The sequence below is a fragment of the Bacillus sp. TH30 genome (assembly GCF_016650875.1).
In the GTDB taxonomy this organism is placed as follows: Bacteria; Bacillota; Bacilli; order Bacillales; family Bacillaceae_G; genus Bacillus_A; species Bacillus_A mycoides.
Genome location: NZ_JAEKEY010000002.1, coordinates 4268055 through 4286362, shown reverse-complemented (window position 1 = coordinate 4286362; position 18308 = coordinate 4268055). Strand labels below are relative to the sequence as shown.

At 31.2% G+C, this 18308-nt stretch carries 12 protein-coding genes and 2 pseudogenes; all 14 read right to left on the bottom strand.

Annotated features, from left to right (window positions below):
* Window positions 1-30: 30 nt before the first annotated feature.
* Entirely contained in the window at window positions 31-726 is a 696-nt protein-coding gene (locus JFU20_RS24330; protein ID WP_002165242.1) for an HAD family hydrolase, read from the bottom strand.
* 1 nt (window position 727) lies between these two features.
* Window positions 728-1705, bottom strand: a complete 978-nt coding sequence (locus tag JFU20_RS24325; RefSeq protein ID WP_201038954.1) for an ATP-grasp domain-containing protein — start codon at window positions 1703-1705, stop codon at window positions 728-730.
* Window positions 1692-2297, bottom strand: a complete 606-nt coding sequence (locus JFU20_RS24320; RefSeq protein ID WP_002014455.1) for a sugar transferase — start codon at window positions 2295-2297, stop codon at window positions 1692-1694. The genes JFU20_RS24325 and JFU20_RS24320 overlap by 14 nt, the downstream gene beginning before the upstream one ends.
* 616 nt (window positions 2298-2913) lie before the next feature.
* The gene (locus JFU20_RS24315; protein ID WP_002014456.1) at window positions 2914-5148 is read right to left on the bottom strand and encodes a right-handed parallel beta-helix repeat-containing protein; all 2235 of its coding nucleotides are present in this window, start codon (window positions 5146-5148) and stop codon (window positions 2914-2916) included.
* 335 nt (window positions 5149-5483) lie between these two features.
* A pseudogene (locus tag JFU20_RS24310) lies at window positions 5484-7041 on the bottom strand (lipopolysaccharide biosynthesis protein).
* A gap of 18 nt (window positions 7042-7059) precedes the next feature.
* Window positions 7060-8328, bottom strand: coding sequence for a hypothetical protein (locus tag JFU20_RS24305; RefSeq protein WP_002014458.1), 1269 nt, complete (start codon window positions 8326-8328; stop codon window positions 7060-7062).
* Window positions 8329-8371: 43 nt separating this feature from the next.
* Window positions 8372-9339, bottom strand: a pseudogene (locus JFU20_RS24300) (polysaccharide pyruvyl transferase family protein).
* A 63-nt stretch (window positions 9340-9402) separates the two neighbouring features.
* A complete protein-coding gene (locus JFU20_RS24295) occupies window positions 9403-10611 on the bottom strand; it encodes a glycosyltransferase (protein ID WP_002014461.1) in 1209 nt (402 codons plus the stop codon).
* Between the two features lie 119 nt (window positions 10612-10730).
* Entirely contained in the window at window positions 10731-11903 is a 1173-nt protein-coding gene (locus tag JFU20_RS24290) for a glycosyltransferase family 1 protein (RefSeq protein ID WP_033715894.1), read from the bottom strand.
* 35 nt (window positions 11904-11938) lie between these two features.
* Window positions 11939-13000 carry an EpsG family protein gene (locus JFU20_RS24285; RefSeq protein ID WP_002014464.1) on the bottom strand — a complete coding sequence of 354 codons (1062 nt, stop codon included), beginning with the start codon at window positions 12998-13000 and terminating at the stop codon, window positions 11939-11941.
* A gap of 35 nt (window positions 13001-13035) precedes the next feature.
* A complete protein-coding gene (locus JFU20_RS24280; RefSeq protein ID WP_002014465.1) occupies window positions 13036-13929 on the bottom strand; it encodes a glycosyltransferase family 2 protein in 894 nt (297 codons plus the stop codon).
* Between the two features lie 5 nt (window positions 13930-13934).
* Entirely contained in the window at window positions 13935-15044 is a 1110-nt protein-coding gene (locus tag JFU20_RS24275) for a glycosyltransferase family 1 protein (RefSeq protein ID WP_002165238.1), read from the bottom strand.
* Window positions 15029-16186: a glycosyltransferase family 4 protein gene (locus JFU20_RS24270; protein ID WP_201038953.1), complete on the bottom strand. Its 1158-nt coding sequence runs from the start codon at window positions 16184-16186 to the stop codon at window positions 15029-15031. Before JFU20_RS24270 ends, JFU20_RS24275 begins: the two co-directional genes overlap by 16 nt.
* Window positions 16187-16218: 32 nt before the next feature.
* Window positions 16219-18045: a polysaccharide biosynthesis protein gene (locus tag JFU20_RS24265; RefSeq protein WP_002165237.1), complete on the bottom strand. Its 1827-nt coding sequence runs from the start codon at window positions 18043-18045 to the stop codon at window positions 16219-16221.
* Window positions 18046-18308 lie beyond the last annotated feature (263 nt).

Sequence of the window (18308 nt, the reverse complement as noted above, 5' to 3'; positions counted from 1 at the left end):
GTAAACACATCCTTTATACATATTTAAATACTATGTATCTAAAAACATATGCTTTAATACAGATATATCAGATAATCTCCTTAAATTATCAATTGTATAATGTGCTTTATAAGCTTGCTCAACTATAAGATTATGGTGAATTCCACCTTCTCTATTAATATGGATCGTTAACCATTTCAATTTCTTGGCTGTTATAAAATCCTTACTTAAATTATCTCCTATATAGACACATTGCTGATGAGGCACCTGTAGTTCCTTACTTATTTTTTCATAAGGAATTTGGCTCGGCTTCCAATATTCTTTTCCCAGCTCATCAGTGAGAATTATCGAATGAAATCTCTCTTTTAACTTTAATGCATTAATTTTCTTTTCTTGGGCAACTAAATATCCGTCTGAAATAAGTCCTATTTTAACGGTATTAACTAAATTATTTAGTACCCAATCCGCTTCATCCAACAATTGAATATCTGGTTTATGAAACCTATACTGTTCTATCAAATTACTAATCAATTTTTCATCGTAAGGAATGTTTAACTTTTCTAGTGTTTCATTAAACACGAACCTTCTTTCCCCCGAATCGAATAATTGAATTGCAATATTATAAAATCCGGTTTTCTTATACTTCTCTTTAATCCAATCATCCACTGCTTTAAAACCACTTACAACATAATCTTTCTCTTTATATAAAGTATCATCCATATCAAAAACAATTGCTTTAATCATCATCTTAAATACTCTCCATAAAAACCGCTTCATCATATCTAAGCATTGTTAAATTTTCTCTCCAATTAAAGTCCTTATCTATAAAGACTTCCCCCTGACACATTTTAATTGTCCAAAGTGGAAAATTCGCTCCTGCTTCTATTGATAGTGGTATTCCTCCTCCAAAACGAGGGTTTATTTCAATAAACGTAATTTGTCCATCCTCCTTTTTAAAACATTGTAAAGTAATACACCCAATAGGATTAGGAAGAGCTTTTATTACAGTTTCTGCTGCTTGGATGATATCAAAATCCTTCTTGGTCATACCTTTACTTACCTCACCTGCTCGTGTCTCTATACGCAATCTAGGAACGATTGTTTTTATATTCCCACAGAAATCTACCATGACATCTATAGTGTATTCTTCTCCTGAAACATACTCTTGTATCATAGCGTTAGGTATATAATCCTTAAAAAATTCCAATTCCTTTTCATTCATTATTTTTGTTACACCTTTACTAGAACTGCCATCATAAGGTTTAATTAATAGTGGAAATTGATATTCTTTTCTTCCAATCTCTTCATCACTATATACTCTAGGTGTTGGTATATTATTAGATGCAAAAAAGTTATATGTGTATTTTTTGTTATTAGCAATCTTATTTAATTCCATACTAGAAACTAATAATTTTACACCAATACCCTCGAAAACCTTCGAATTATTAGCCATAAGGGTTAATTCCGTATCAATTAACGGAATTATTAGATTTATCATTTCAGATTTACATATTTTTAATAATTCATTTATATATCCCTCTTCATTTACACGCGGAACAATAAAATGCTTATCGCTAAAGTAAATGGTAGGAGCAGTTTCTTTTAAGTCTGCAGTAAAGATTTTTCCTTTGATTCCTTCTTGTTTAAGTACTTCCTTAAATTTTTTAATTAAGGTGACCCTCCTACCAGAACTAGTAAACAAAATATTCATTTTATTCCCCCCCATGCTCGATTCCCCCCTTAAAAACTGGCATAGTCACATGCTTATTATTTGTTATCCCTTCCGACTTTAAAACCTTACTAAAAGTTAGATATAAAATTTTCAAATCTAAAAGAAAACTTTGATTCTCAACATACCATACATCTAATTTAAATTTCTCATCCCATGAGATACTATTTCTTCCATTAATTTGAGCCCATCCAGTGATTCCGGGTCTAACATTATGCCTTTTAGCTTGCTCTTGCGAATATAAAGGCATATATTCCATTAATAATGGTCGAGGGCCCACCAAACTCAATTGACCTTTTAGTACATTTATTAATTGTGGTAATTCATCTAAACTATATTTTCTAAGAAATTTTCCAACTTTAGTTAATCTAGCGTGATCTTGTAACAGCTCCCCATTACGATCTCGCTCATTGGTCATCGTACGAAATTTATAAAGATAAAAAGGTTTTCCATGTAACCCTGGACGTTGTTGTCTAAATAAAATGGGTGATCCTATCTGAGTTTTAACTATAATTGCTACTAAAAGAATAACGAAAAAAAAGCAAATTAATAATAATAAAGAAATAAAGATATCAAACAGTCTCTTCATTACCAATCATTCCCCCATCTTAAATTATTACAAATGCTTTTCCAAAGTTAAATAATCTACAAAGTATTCATTACGGATTGAAATCAAGTATTCTTAAGTTGTAATTAAAGAATTGTATTCAATTTCTCTTTACTTATCACCTGCAAACATTTTCTATAGTACACAGCTTTAAAACTTAATAAGTAGAAGAAAGCAATACACATAGGTGCAAAATATATTTTTCCAAATGCTTATCCAAGAGACTATTACACACTGTAAAAATCTCAAAAAATATATTCACAAACACAGTTTTATAAACAACGCTTAGTAGTATATTAAAAAATCCATTTATTATTTAAAAATTCTCCTACACACTATTTTTTAGTATGCAGTTAACGTAATAATAAAAAGCTATTATGTTTATAAAAAACATAATAGCTTTTCTCTATTCTATAGTAGTAACTAAAAGTCAATAAACCTATTATCTATTAGGAATTAGACTATTTCGAATAATTACATTGGACAAAATCCTTCCATGTACCATTATATAATACTTTATGGACATATTTATTAAGAGCCACTCTACTTCATTTCTCATAATTTTTTGAAACTATTCAAATTTAATTATCACCATGCATTAATTTGGATCTATTACACCATTAACTATATTCCCTTGCAGAAATTCCCTCCCTGTAATTGTAATTTTCGCATTATTCAACACGTTGTTTTGAATTACTACTAGGGGTGTAATACTCGTTGTTCTATTATCTATCCCAACTTGCATCAAATTTGTGGAATTTATAATATTATTTTGAATTATCACTTGCTTACCAGTAAACGCTGCATCCAAAACAATAATAGCTCTCTGAAGAGTATCATTTGTAATTTTTATAGTATTTCCCCCTAACACTATTTCATCAGATACATTTTGAATATTCAAGACCGTACCATTTGGTTTTTCTATATGACAATCCATCATCTTGAATGCTTTGAGGTTATTCACTGTAAATAACGTGTTATTTCTATCTATACTAAAGAACTTGCAATCTTTTAATTCTAAAGTGCTTCCTGTACTTGTTATCCCCAAAAAGGTTACGTCCTTAAAAAAGCAATTTGTATATGTCCCTGCAACTAAGGTTGGGTTTTTAACATTATTAAATATAATATTTTCAAATATCCATCCTGATTTAACTGTTCCTACTGGTACATAATTTAAATACAAAACGTCTTGTCCTTCAAATATACAATTTGAGATAGTTTGCGGCTCATTTTTCATCTCTAATGTCCACTGATACAATGATGACAAGGAATTTAGTTTATCTGCATCGTTTATAAAGCGACAGGAATCAACTTTAACCGCATATGGAAAGGGGGTATCAATAATCATTTTACTATTAGAAAAAATATTATCTAATATATTAATAGATCGATTTACATATACACCTTGAACATTTACTTGCGCTCCGTATACATAATTATTGGAAAAAATAACATCTCCTAACAAAGAGACCTTGGTTAATCGGATATTATTCCCTGTTACGATTACCCTATCTGCACCACCATTAATAGATAGCCCAACATAAGCATTTGAAATGGTATTCATAATAGAATTATTCGATATATAGATAAATTTCCCATTTACAACAATAATATTATAATTTTTATTATCATGAAAATTATTTCTTTCAATGTATATATATTGATTTAAATCATATCCATCTTCAATATCTAGTCCACTTTGTGGATTGGTACCTGCGATGTGATGAATATCATTATCTCGAATATATACATTCTTTGCCCCACATACACTAATCCCTTGTCTACGGCAATCATGTAAATTACATTTTTCTATATAAGTATATTGTGAAAAAGAAGGCACCCGAACATTTATTAAACAATTTGCAGGAGCAGGAACATTCCCTTGATGCAAAACAATTTTAGCATAACTTGCTCCATTAGGGACTTCTACTTCATCAAAGAATTGTACATTGGTTTTTGAAGATAAAAATATATTATTTGAAGTGTAAAAAATGACATCATAATAATCGCATTTTATTTCAGAACCCAATGCTCCAAATCCATTTCCATATAATCCAAAGTAACCATACTTTACAATAGCCACTTGGGTCATATCAATTTGCAAATTGGAACGTATCTTTGTTGTACTACTTACTAATGAACCATCTGTTGTATTAATTGCTCCCTGTTCAAATGAACTTGCTAATGCTGTAGGAAAAGGTGAAATCTGCCCAAAGGTACTGTTCAGTGTAATGGCATCTCCTGTACAATCTAAAATATCTAGATTATCTAAAGATACAAACCGTGTATTGTTCCCCCCATCAGCAGGTGGAGTAAAACTCCCCAATTCAATGCCGTACCCTGCCTCATGTGTTCCCCCACTAGAATAATCATGTGTATATCTATCTCCTTGGATAATACCATTTGTTATCCTAGAATATACTTGATTTCTACGAAAACTTATAATTGCATATCCAGTCAAATTATTTGTTTCCATTTTTAATGTTGAACCGTTTAGATTCAAAGTTAAATGACTTGGTGGTTCGATGGGTGTTTGTTTATCAATCAAATATATTCCTCTAGGTAACACAACTTCCGTATAACCTTGTTGAGCCGCCCAAACTAAAGCATTATTAATACCTTTGGAAGTATTGATAGCATCAGTCCCATCATTCTTAACATCCCATCTATCTAATTCTAATACATATATACTTGTAGAATTTGTAGCTTCAAATGATTTTGGAATCCATTTTAATTGCGTACTATCATAAGTTAAAATGTCATTATGAAAAGGAGGCTTGGACACCAAATCTAAATCATTCAAATTCCCAAGATTATCCCTTCTTCTCCACATCAATTCACACCTCTTTTTTTGCTTTTCTACATCTTATGTTTCATAAGGTAAATTGATTGGATATAAGAGAAGTAACATCACTTTTTATTGTTTTTAGAGATCCATTATTTAGAAAGTCTTTTCACAATTCCTTTCTCCTTCCTAAATAGATCTATTCTTACTAGCTGTTTTTATTTCAATACCCTTTTATTTATACTATTTAAACTTACAATTTTATTAAAAAGACACTATGCTCTTTATACATAACTCCCCTACTATTATTTTCAGAACAACCTAAAATCTCTTCCGTAAATAAAGCATTCTTTACTGTGATATGGAAAAAATAAAATAATGATTTATGGATAATTATCATTCGAAACTTTCCGAGTTAATAATTTCGACTTTATTTTTTTATTAATATTCGGGTTAAATTAAGGAAATATCTATACTCTTCCGCCTCTTTAAATACCATCCAAAAGATCAAATTCGGAATAATCAGGCACAAAACACTACGTATTACCATGTCCATAAATATATTTATGTGAAAAATATAACCAATAAAATCCGTTGCTATAACAGAAAATAATACAAGCACTACAAACAAAATATATCTAATAAAATATACTTTTACAGATTTTTTAAAAATCATTTTAAATATAATATAAGGATCATACCAAAAGTAAGTACATAATCTACTAATAACAGTCCCTAAAAGCACTCCTGCTATTCCTATTTGTTTCGCGAGAATTATAGAAACTACAATATTTATAATTGCCGCTATGATAGGTCTATACTTCCCTTTTTTAAATAAACCTGTGGTTTCTCTAAAAATTGTAGTTGTATTTTGCATTCCTGAAGTGAAAAAATTAAGTAATATGAAAAATAATACATACTTATTAAACACATATTCCTCACCTAACCAGAGTGTTATAAATGGATTTATCAAATTCCAAAGGCAAACTGTACAAAATCCATATATCCAAAAATTAAAAAAGTTAATTACACGAAAAATAAAATATTTTTTTCTGCATTTTCTTTCACATTCAAATTTCCAACACTAGCAGTGATAGAATAAAACAAATAGCCTAATAAGGTATTTAATGTATTTAAGATCAACAAATAATTTGAATACACACCAACCCAAATAATTCCAATGAATTTCGATATAATTATATTATCTGTTGCATTAATTACTACACCACTAATTTTATATAGTAACAAGGAATACAAATTCTCAAAAAACTCTCGTCTGTCTGCCTTAGATAATTTCGCATTATTTTTTTCTTTTAAAAATGGATATAATTTATTTGCCTTATTTGCAATATATACATTCTCAATTACTTTCAATGTTAATTGAACTATCAGTACTACAATGTAATCACTAATAATTATTAATAAAACAATTTGTAATGCGTTAGATATAATTATGAACAAAGTGTGTATTTTAGAAATGATATAGTTACTTTGATCAGCAATAATAATAGATTGCTTATATACAAAATAATATGATGACACCGAACTTATTAAAAATAAAAGATAGATAATGTTAATGTCTTTAATCATAGTATCTGCATTCACTAAATAATCAAGAAATGGTAATAGAGATAACCCTAATAATAAAACTACTACTCCTATTAATCTGTATGCTTTTTGATATAAATTCATTAATGCCTGTATTTTATAGATATCCTTCTCAGCTAATGGCCTATATAAACTATAAATTATAGCTGTATCAAAGCCTAAATTAGCTAGGGAAAACATCAATAGTATACTTGTAAAAAGCCCATCCACACCTAAATATTCTATACCGAGTGTATAAATAAAAACAGTTCGAACAACAAATCCCATGCCAATACTAATTATTTGTCCAGACAAACCGAATAAAATATTTTTTAAGGAATTTTGTATTCTCATCGTAATACCTTCTATATTTTAGTTGTTTTGCGTACCCACTCTACTAAATTTGGCACTAATCTTCCTCTTTAAAATAGGGAAAAACTTTGTTATCCTGTATTTTAATAACGCTTTTCTTCGTTGCGCCTTGAAATCATAATCTAGAAACCAATTTAGTAAATTTTTATCTGTAATACAATCACAATTTTGTTTCATTCGCACTTGGATTAAGTTCCAATACATTTCAATGAATGTATTAGTAAAAAACTTCACCTCACTATTTAAAGAAGTTTTAACGTACTGATAAAGATTACTTGGAATATTAAAACCATATTCACGAGGATCTCTCCCTTCAGCAATAATTCCCATAATTGTTCTTAAACATTTTTCACATTTACAACAATTTTCTTCATTTTTAAAACATACCCTGATATTAACAGGTTCTTTACTAGCTGAATAATGGTCCACAACAACTTTAATCTTTTCTTGCCTAGTAAGTTCGTATCCATCATGAAATACTGTTCCAGATGCATATTTTATTTCATTATCCACAGTTGGATCAGATGCACAAGTAACTTGATATAATGGAGAATTAGAGCTTCCAATGTATATACATTTTATCTTAAGTTTAAAAGCTATTGGAATAGCTGCAGATATTATCGCTAGACCATGATGCAATCCATGCCACCATGTATCGTTTAACTTTTCTCTAAAATCATGGTCAATGTTCCCTGCAATTATAAAGGTCCCATAGTTGGATTGTATAAAAATATTTTCTAGTCCATTATCCTTTACAAAATTTATGGCATTTTCTTTATCTGCCTCCCATACTTTACTACCCTCTATTTCATTTTCATGCCATCCATATTCAGTAACTAGCAAGGGGTTTTTATCTTTTATTCTTATAAATGTAGTAAGTGCATCTAATCCCCCACTAAATAAAGATGCCGCTTCAAATTCCGGAATGTAAACATTATCAATAATTTCTCCTACATCCACGGATCCTTTAAATTTCACACCAGGAAACATGTTTTGATATGCATTTTTTATATTATTTAAACAAATATAAAAAGATTTATCTAGTTCATTTATTACTATTGTTGAATTAGTAATCCATACAAGAGGAACTACATTTGCAACAAACGGAATAGCCAAAATACTTAAAGGGATATCAGATACATCATAGTTATATTCAAGAAACATATGATTACTTGTCTTAAAATACTTTTGTAAATCCCCCTTAATACTAAAAGAATAATCAACTCTATTATTTCTTACGACAATTTTATCGAGAATTATACTATTCATTTGAGCCTCCTAATAAATCGCCATTTTTATCAAAGTACATTTATTAATTAGAGAACTGTTTTAACCATTGATTTACTACATCAAAATTCACTTGAACATCCGTGATAAACTCTGAATTTATCATTTTTTCAAGATTATTTAAATCTTCCCTATCAATCAGATTTAAATTATACGTTTCGCCCATCCCCTTAGCTCTTTCATCTATGGAGATAATTATTGCACGTTTTTTATGACGCATAGCAAATATGCCGCCATGTAAACGTGTTCCAATATAATCGACGGCTGTATTTAGGATTTTTTCATACGCCTCTATAGTAGGAGGTATAATTTTTATGTCCTGTATACCCTCTAAAGTTTTTAAATATTCAAAATCATCAGCGTCTTGTATCCAAAAATAGACATTTTCATAACTTTTGTTAAGTGTATCTATCAATAATTGATCTTTTTCACGATTTTTAGAATGATGGGTTAGTGTAAAAACAACCGATTCCGATTTTCCACTTGGAATTCCCCTACAAAAATCATGCGTAAAAGACCACAAAGTTGCACAACCAGTATTTAGAGCTTTAAAGCCCATTTCTTCTAAAATTTTTTTGTTCTTTCATCTCTAACACTATGTATATATTCATGTGATAAAACTTTTCTATATAACATTTTTGTATAGGGATTTATTTTATTCCCTTTTCCTGCACCAACTCCAACCAGAATACTCCCCTTTAAAGGACCATAATTAAATATATTAATATTCCACTGCGGAAAGTGCGTAAACATATCCATTGCTAGCAAATTCGAACCACCTACAAACTTATATTTCGCATCACTATAAATCTTTACCCTATTTGATTTTCTCGCTACTTGGTACCAATGAAAAGGTGAAACATGAGTAGGTAATGTTAAAACATATGCATTTTTAGTTATATCAGAAAGATGATGCTTTACACACTTCATTATTATATCGTCACCCTTGTTAAGAGAACCTACCGATGTATCTAATACTAAAACATTCTCCATAAAAATAATTCCCCCAAGTATCTTTTATAAATAGTAAAAGATTTTTTAGTTTTATAACTTAATCTATTCTAATTCAATTAACCTATATATCTTTTCCACTTCTATTTCATTACCATAATTTTTTTGACTTACATTATTAACAATTTCACTTCTGAATTCAACATCATCAATCATTTTTTTTATTCCTTCGACAATTCCCTTTATACCCATTGGACAAATATATCCATCTACCCCGTTCTCCAGCTGACTTTTGGCAGTTGAAAAATTAGTTATTAATACTGGTTTCTTAAGAATTTGCGCTTCCCGAACTGTTACTGCCTTCCCTTCGTATCTAGAAGGTTGTACATAAATATCACATGCTTTTATGTACGGGTACGGATTAATCTTCTTACCTAGTAAAACAAATTCATCTTGAAGTCCTAATTTATCTATCAACAATTTAAGTTCCGCTTCTTGAGGCCCATATCCAACTATGTACCACTCGATATCATACCCTTGATCTAATAGTTTTCTAAGCGCATATATAGCGTCATCAATTCCCTTAGCATGAGAAAGTCTAGCAACAGTAACTAACTTGATTCGCTCTCTATTTATTGGTATTTCCTGAGTAATATCTCCTTCATTAGATTGTTCGCGAACAAATTCAGAATCTATTATATTTTCTATCACTTGCACCTTTTTATTAATATAAGGCAGACTATTCAGGAATGTATCTCTACAACTTTCGGAAACCGCCACAATATCATCCATTTTCCTCCACATTTTACATTCCATTTCTTTGTTAAGTTGTATGTTCGAATAATCAGTATGAATCCACCCAATTTTTCTTTTCGCTCGAACTTTATCCCCTATAAAATAATGCGGCCATAAAAAACTTATCGCAACATCGTACTCTTCTCTCAACTTTGGAAGAAATGGAAGAGATATTCTCCATCCATATTGAATGACGAAGTATCCAGGTTCTTTACTATTTACATATCGCCCATGCATAACGCCCATAATTCTCCCTATTATCCTAGTAATCCCAATTGAGTAATGCCCTTCTTGTAATATCTGCTTAATTGATTTTCTAAAAGTAGTATATTGTTGCAATTCCTCTAATAAATTCGGCTCTTTAGGTAGTAAAGAGAAAAATCCACCTTCATGTTTAAATAACATTAAATCTATATCATACTTACTGTAATCAATTGTATTTAATAAACCAATCAAACTTCTTTCTACTCCACCAATTTCCATATCAAAAGATGTAATTAATATTCTTTTCTTTTTCATTATAGGATACCTCACAAAATCTATTATTGATTTCTCTTCCTCATTTTATATTTGTATTTTGCTGTTACGCTCAACAAATCTCCTTATACATCAGACATATAAAATGAAAATAAATTAGATTATCCTATTTCTTCCTTGCGCACAATTCCATATAACGATAGCCACTCGTAAATGTTATCGTTAATATCAAAGCCTAATTTCGATATATTGTTAATTATGAATTCCCTGTCAGGTCTTTCTTTTAACAAGGCTTTATAAATTTCTTTACACCATATTTCAATTTCTTCATCTAAGTCAACAAATGACATTATCCCTAACCCCATATCAGTATTATTAGGTAGCGTATCTGCTACAACACATGGTACACCTGCAGATTGCGCTTCTAAAGTTACAATACCAAACCCCTCAAACAAAGAAGGAAAAATAAAAACATCAAAACTCTTCATGAGTCGTGGAATATCCTTCCTAACCCCCAAAAATCTAATATTTTCAAAAACCCCTAATTGCTTTGCTTTTAATTCAATAGAAATCCTTAACGGGCCATCTCCTACTAAAATAGCAACAAAATTTGAATCTCGTTTTAAAATTTGCTTTAAAACTTTTAAGATAAAAATATGATTCTTTGACTCTGAAAAACTTCCTATATGTCCTATTAATTTTGTTGCATTCGGTATATTAAGTTCCCTTCTTACGCTGACACTACTCCCAGCGTCTATATCAGTAAATTGATTAATATCTATACCGTTTTTAATTAGTTCTATCCTCTCACTATGAAGCATCCTTTCGCCAAATAAAAAACGTGCTGCTTCAACGCTGCACGCACAATAATTAGTTCCAGCATATTTAATAATAGATTGCAAAACCTTTAGGATAACTCTTGCTTTTATTCCAGAGTCTTGTGGCCAATTATTACTATGTGAATGACAAATCCTCTTTTTTATACCAGCTATTTTTGCCGCTACAGCAACGAAACCACCTTGATAATCCGTATGTGCATGTACAACTTCATATTGATTATCCGACATAATTTTCACAAGTTCTTTAACATAGGAAAAAGGTCCTATTTGTCCTAAACTAGGTACCTTATATATTCTCCCACCTAACGCCATTATTTCATCTTCATAATCATTTTTCTCATTTCGATGAGATACAAAATCAAACTGAAGCTGCCTCTTATCTATTTTCCTATATATATTCATTAGTAACGTTTCAGCTCCCCCGCGATTCAGAGCGCTGACAATGTGTAAAACCTTCTTTTTATTTTTAGGTCTAAGCTTAGAATCTATCCCCATTTAACAATCCTCTCCCAGCATCTTGCACTTTATTATCAAAGTAGGTTACTCTTATAGATAATTCCCAGAGTAATTACATGTTCATATACAAAATAAATAAAATAGCACACTAGAACTGCATAATAAATCAACTTTTGATCTTTATCTGTAAATGACTTCACAACCCAAGAAATTAATATTAACTGATACAATCCAAAATATATGGAGAATCTAGCAAATATCCAATTTTGTGTTGAAATAATCATAAAAACAAGACCTAATATAGACATATTTACAATATAATCACTTTCAGGGAATAACGCCCTCATTTTATCTTTCCCAAGATAAGCCAGTATAATTGGCACTATACTCACAGCAACCCTAAGTATATTGGCACCACCTTCATGAAATTCCTTATATTGACCATATTGAGTATTTCCAATTGCCGAAAATAAAACTTCCGAAAACTGATTAAAACCTATAACTACACATACTGCTAAAAAAAGAAGCAAATATGTCGTTCCTGACCAGGCTTTTTTTCTTACAAAAAAGTAGATTGGCATAAGAACTAATGCACTTGCATGAAATGTTGATGCGCATAATACAATTGCCATATATTTTTTCCATTTTCCTTCAAAAATATATTTTGTGGCAGCAAAAATAATTGCAGCGGCTAAATATTGCCTAATCCCATTCATTGATGTTAAATACATACCCGACGTAATATAAACATATAAACTCAATTCAATTAGTCTTGAATATTTATATAGTGTTGCTACAATGAGTACATTTGTTATCAATGCTGTAGTAAAAACCATTACTTGAGGATCATCCGCATATTTTTTCAAAACCATTTGAAAAATATTAAAGCCCATGTCTTTGTTAGTTTGAACATACTCCCAATTAAACTCCGTTATTTTATATGCATGCATATAAAAATAAGTATCCCCAATATTATTCCGAAGTCCCGCTACCAATACAAGTGATAGAGCCGCCATTAAAACCAATAATCTATTTGGCTTTATCAATGTAAAATTATTAGTTACAGGTATAGCAAAATATCTTGCAAAAAATGCGAGTATGAATACGATAAAAAGATTCATCCAAAGTATAGTCATTATTATGTCCTCTCATTTACTTACTAAGTAAATCCCTATATATTTACTTCCATTCTTGTTTTCATTGTAATGTAACTATAAAGAATAACTCCAAGTGGTAATGCGCAAATCGTAAGACCTTTGCATGGCGACTCTTGCATAAATCTTTTATTTTTCGCTATAAAACTACTAGATACATAATGTACAGCTTGCCTATACTTGAATACTCGATTAGTAAATGGTAATTTCATAAGTTCCTTACGATAAAAAGCAAAACCTCTTGGATTTTTACGATATTGATTTAGCATATTCATTGATGAACCGTCAGGCATGTATTCAACATAGCAAAGAGGTTCGTTCATCAGTAACATCTCATACTGCTGATCTAACATATAATATTTATATGCTAATCCAACATATTTTTCATTTTTAAAAATTGGGTATGGATATTTCTTAGTCAATTCTGTGCGATAGACCAATTTTTTATCACCTGTGACACCATGTTTATTGTAAAGATTAAACAACGTGGAATATTTAAGGTTTTCTGGTAACTCCGAGCCAATTATTTGTCCATCTATATACAAATCTAGTCCGATTATCCCACTAACTTCATCACTTCCATAGCTATTCCAAAAAGAAATAATTTTCTCTACGGCATCATCTGGCATATAATCATCAGAATCAATACAAACATTTAACTCCGTTTCAATTAACCCATATGCTGTATTATGAGCACCATGCATCCCTTGATTTGGTTGCCAATGATACCTTATTTTTATATGTCCCTCGAAAATCCAATTATTCACCAACTCTTTCGTGTGATCACTAGATCCATCATCTATAATGAGCCATACAAAGTTCTTGCATGTTTGACGTTTTAAACTCTCATAACAATTTTGAAGACAATATGCTCTATTATAAGTAGGGGTGAAAATTGTTAAATTTTCCAAATTACTCACCTCGAAAGTACGGAATAAAAACCTTGGGTTAATTCTGCCGTATGCTTTATATCGTATCCTTTTTCTAATAATAATTGAGCTGATATATTCCTCGAGCAATTACTAGTTTCTAGTCTTTTCATTTTTTCTATCCATGCCAATTTATCCGTTAGAGGAAAATGTTCAACTAAATTCATTCCCAAATCCACTTCCTTCGTAATAGTATCCGATATGATACAAGGTAAACCAACCCCTTGCGCCTCTACAAGTGTGACTGGTAATCCCTCATGAATAGACGGAAAAACAAATACATCAAATGCTTGAAGTATCCTTTCTATATCACTTCGTACCCCCAGAAACCTTATGTGATTCTCCATGTTCAAATCTTTTACCTTTTTTTCCATTTCCAAGCGAAGCGGCCCTTCTCCAGCTAATAAAAGTATTGAATTTGGCCGAAATTGAGTTAACTGAGCAAATAAATCTATAAGATAGGTATGATTTTTTTGATAAGCGAATCTTCCGACATGACCTATAACAAAAGCTTCCTGTTCAATTTGTAATTCCTTTCTTACTTGTTTTCTTATTTCAGGACGGAACAAAAATCTATCACAATCAATTCCATTTTTTAAGATTTTGGCTGTATCAGCTTTATCTGCAAATAACCATCTCGCAGCTGCATTTGAGCATGCTAACAAATGAGTTGCACATGTACCTATAGATTTTCCTGCATACCATTTATAGATTTTTGCAGTAGCACCACCTTCACTACTAGTATTGTGACTATGTGCAATCCTAACTGGCACCCTTGCTTTTTTAGCTGAACGTAGTACCAATCCACTCATTTTATCCATATGTGAATGAACGATTTTATATTGCGTATGAGAGCTAAAGAAGGTATCTAGCGTCTTTATATAGCCTCTATGACCAACGTCTGTAACATATGGAATTCTATGAATTTCCCCGCCTAACTTTACTATTTCTTCATCAAACACTCCTTCTTTACATGTTAAAAAATCAAATTGAACTTTGGAACGATCTATATTGCGATATAAATTCATAATTAAAGTTTCCGCTCCGCCTCTATTCATATTTACGACTACATGTAATACTCTTAATGGAGTGCCCAATTTAAATCCTCCATTTCCCCCATAAATGTTGTATAAATTTCTTTTTTCTCTTTTAACACTTCATTTACTGAATATTGATTTTTAATAATAGTACATCCATACTGCCCCATCTGAGCTAATACTTTAGGATTTATAGAAATACCCTTTATCCTGTCAGCCATTGCTTTTATATCATCACGATCTACAATCCAACCATTTTTATTATTAATAATCAATTCCCTATGTCCCCGGTTATCAGTAGCTACAACCGGAAGTCCACAAGCCATGGCTTCCATAATATTAACTGGCAAACCTTCCCTGTAACTAGATGCAACCGCAAGATCACACATCTGTAGTAAGGAAGCTATATCATTTCTGTAACCGAGAAAATGAACCATGTTAGTCACTCCTAGTTGAGTAGCTATTTTTTTGCACTCTTCCATTAACGGTCCTTCGCCAGCAAGCAAAAGCTTCGCATGTGGCATTTCATTTTTCAATTGTGCTAATACATGGATTAAAAAGCTTTGATTTTTATTCTTATTAAATTCAGCAGCAGAAAACATTAAAAAATCTTGTGGATTATAGCCAAATTGTAGTTTTAATTCTTGCTTTTCAGTTTCAGTTACAGGGGCAAATCGTTTTATATCTACCCCTACACCATGAACGAATTTAATATCTTTCGCTTGAAAACGATGTTTAACTGCTAAATTGTAATCTTCTTGATTAATTGTTATAAGACAATCCGTATTAGTTGCTAAACTTCTTTCAATTGGATAATATAGAAGCCAATTTATGAATGGTGATCCTTTACAAAAGTGAAATCCATGTGCTGTATATACGACTTTCGTTCCTTGCCGCCTGGCTTTCTGAGCAGCTAAACGAGCAATTACTCCTCCCATAGGCGTATGACAATGAATGATATGATATTTATTTTGATCAATAATTGATTTTAGTTTTTTATATGCGTGGAGGTTTTGTATACTAAGAGGTGACCTTTGAATAGAAATGTTATATTTTCGAGTTACGTACGGAAGATGTATATTCCCACTCGCTGCAACATGTACTTCCCATCCTTGTTCTGAAAACCATTTCAAATACGGTAAATGAAAAGCCTTAAAATGATAATCTACAGTTGCACAAAACAGAACTTTTTTAGACACCATCCCACGCACCCGTCTTATATAAATTTTTTCTATTAACCTGATACAGGTATTAACAGTTTTAAAGTTTTACGCTGATTTACTAACTTTAACAATCGTTTTCTTAATTCTACTTCGTTTAAATCTGTATAACTTGAAATAAACTCTTCAATTTCTTCTATACGAACATTCATTTCTTGTCCTACGTAAATCCTCGGATGAATTTGCTTTTCATTCATTTCATCTTCTTTTAGTAATTCTTCAAAAAGTTTCTCCCCTGGGCGTATACCAGTAAATTCTATTCCTATTTCATCCACAGAATTTCCTGATAATCGAATAAGATTTTTGGCAAGGTCGACTATTTTCACTGGTTCTCCCATGTCCAATACAAAAATCTCTCCACCTTTAGCTAAAGCACCAGCTTGCACTACGAGTCTTGATGCTTCCGGGATTGTCATAAAATACCGAACCATATCAGGATGAGTAACTGTAACTGGTCCACCATTTTGAATTTGCTTCTTAAATAAAGGTATAACACTCCCTCTACTTCCTAAGACATTCCCAAAGCGTACAGTAACAAACTTTGTATGACTTATTTTATCTTTATGTTGAATTACCATCTCAGCTAATTTCTTTGTTGCTCCCATAACACTCGTCGGGTTCACAGCTTTATCAGAGGAAATCATAACAAACGTTCCTACTCCATGTGCTCTCGCTGCCTCTGATACATTCATAGTTCCAATCAAATTATTTTTAACAGCCTCTTCAGGATTATTCTCCATTAGTGGTACATGTTTATGTGCAGCTGCATGATATACAACATTTGGAAGATGTTTATTCATTATTAAATTCATCTTTTTTTCATCTTGTATATCTGCGATTTCAGGAATAAACGTGCCTTTCATATCTCCATATTTTCTGTTTAATTCCATTTCTATAGAATAAATACTGTTCTCCCCATGCCCTAGTAAAATCAACCTTTTCGGCCTAAATTTTGCAATTTGTCTACAAATTTCCGAACCAATTGAACCCCCTGCACCAGTAACTAAAATAACTTTGTTAGTTATATAATCTGAAATAACATCCACATCAAGTTCTACAAGATCGCGCCCTAATAAATCTTCTACTTGAACATCTCTGAATTCGTTCACCGATACTTTACCCGTTACTAAGTCTTCTAACATCGGAAGAATTTGAGTTTTCACTTCTGTTTTTAAACATCTTTTCAAAATAACATTTTGCTCTCTTTTGTTTAATGAAGGAATTGCTAAAATTATTATTTCAATATTCAGTTTTTTAACGACATACTCAATTTGATTCTTACCGCCAATTACTGGAATACCCCAAATATCAAGGTTATGTTTTTTTACATTATCATCAATAAATGCGACTGGCATTAATTCGGCAGCACTATTCTTTAACAACTGCCTTGCAACCATTGTCCCAGCAGATCCCGCACCAACAATTAACGTTCTTTTTTTATCACCCTTTTTTACATAATAAATATCTCTGTACATTCTCCATATAAAACGTGAACCACCAATTAATAAAATATGAATCATCCAAGTTACAACTAACAGCCGAAAATACATTTTTTGCATGATTAGTTGCTGCACAACTGCTGTAGCAATTATAGAAAATGTAACAACTTTGCATATAATGAGTAATTCTCCTATACTTGCATATTCCCAAGCTTTATTATACAACTTATATATTAAAGCAAATAAATGATGACTGACTAGTAGAGTGATAGAGCTAATAATTGATGATAAAGTGATAACACTAAAGCTAGCATTTACAAAGAAATAACTAAAGAAAATAGCACTTAACACAATCATTGAATCCATTAAAAGCAATAACGATATCCTCCGCCGATACGTCATGTAACTTCCTCCTTTAATCAATTCCATACTTAACTCTTTCAAATTTAAAGTTTCTAACTATATTCTCTTTATTAAAAGCACATAGTTAGAAACTTTAATAAAACATGGGCATCTAACCCGGCCTCACATTACACTCTTGATGACTCGCATCTAAGGTTGTTTTCACAACCCACAGCATAATCGAGTGCCTCCGTTGATAGCGGTAAGGAGACATCACCACATCGTAGCTCTTTAAAAAATTCTTTATAAATAACATCTTAATA

Bases quoted from the DNA above. Each gene is read 5' to 3' on its own strand.
- JFU20_RS24330 (WP_002165242.1), bottom strand. From the start codon at position 726: ATGATGATTAAAGCAATTGTTTTTGATATGGATGATACTTTATATAAA.
- JFU20_RS24325 (WP_201038954.1), bottom strand. From the start codon at position 1,705: ATGGGGGGGAATAAAATGAATATTTTGTTTACTAGTTCTGGTAGGAGG.
- JFU20_RS24320 (WP_002014455.1), bottom strand. From the start codon at position 2,297: ATGAAGAGACTGTTTGATATCTTTATTTCTTTATTATTATTAATTTGC.
- JFU20_RS24315 (WP_002014456.1), bottom strand. From the start codon at position 5,148: ATGTGGAGAAGAAGGGATAATCTTGGGAATTTGAATGATTTAGATTTG.
- JFU20_RS24305 (WP_002014458.1), bottom strand. From the start codon at position 8,328: ATGAATAGTATAATTCTCGATAAAATTGTCGTAAGAAATAATAGAGTT.
- JFU20_RS24295 (WP_002014461.1), bottom strand. From the start codon at position 10,611: ATGAAAAAGAAAAGAATATTAATTACATCTTTTGATATGGAAATTGGT.
- JFU20_RS24290 (WP_033715894.1), bottom strand. From the start codon at position 11,903: ATGGGGATAGATTCTAAGCTTAGACCTAAAAATAAAAAGAAGGTTTTA.
- JFU20_RS24285 (WP_002014464.1), bottom strand. From the start codon at position 13,000: ATGACTATACTTTGGATGAATCTTTTTATCGTATTCATACTCGCATTT.
- JFU20_RS24270 (WP_201038953.1), bottom strand. From the start codon at position 16,186: ATGGTGTCTAAAAAAGTTCTGTTTTGTGCAACTGTAGATTATCATTTT.
- JFU20_RS24265 (WP_002165237.1), bottom strand. From the start codon at position 18,045: ATGACGTATCGGCGGAGGATATCGTTATTGCTTTTAATGGATTCAATG.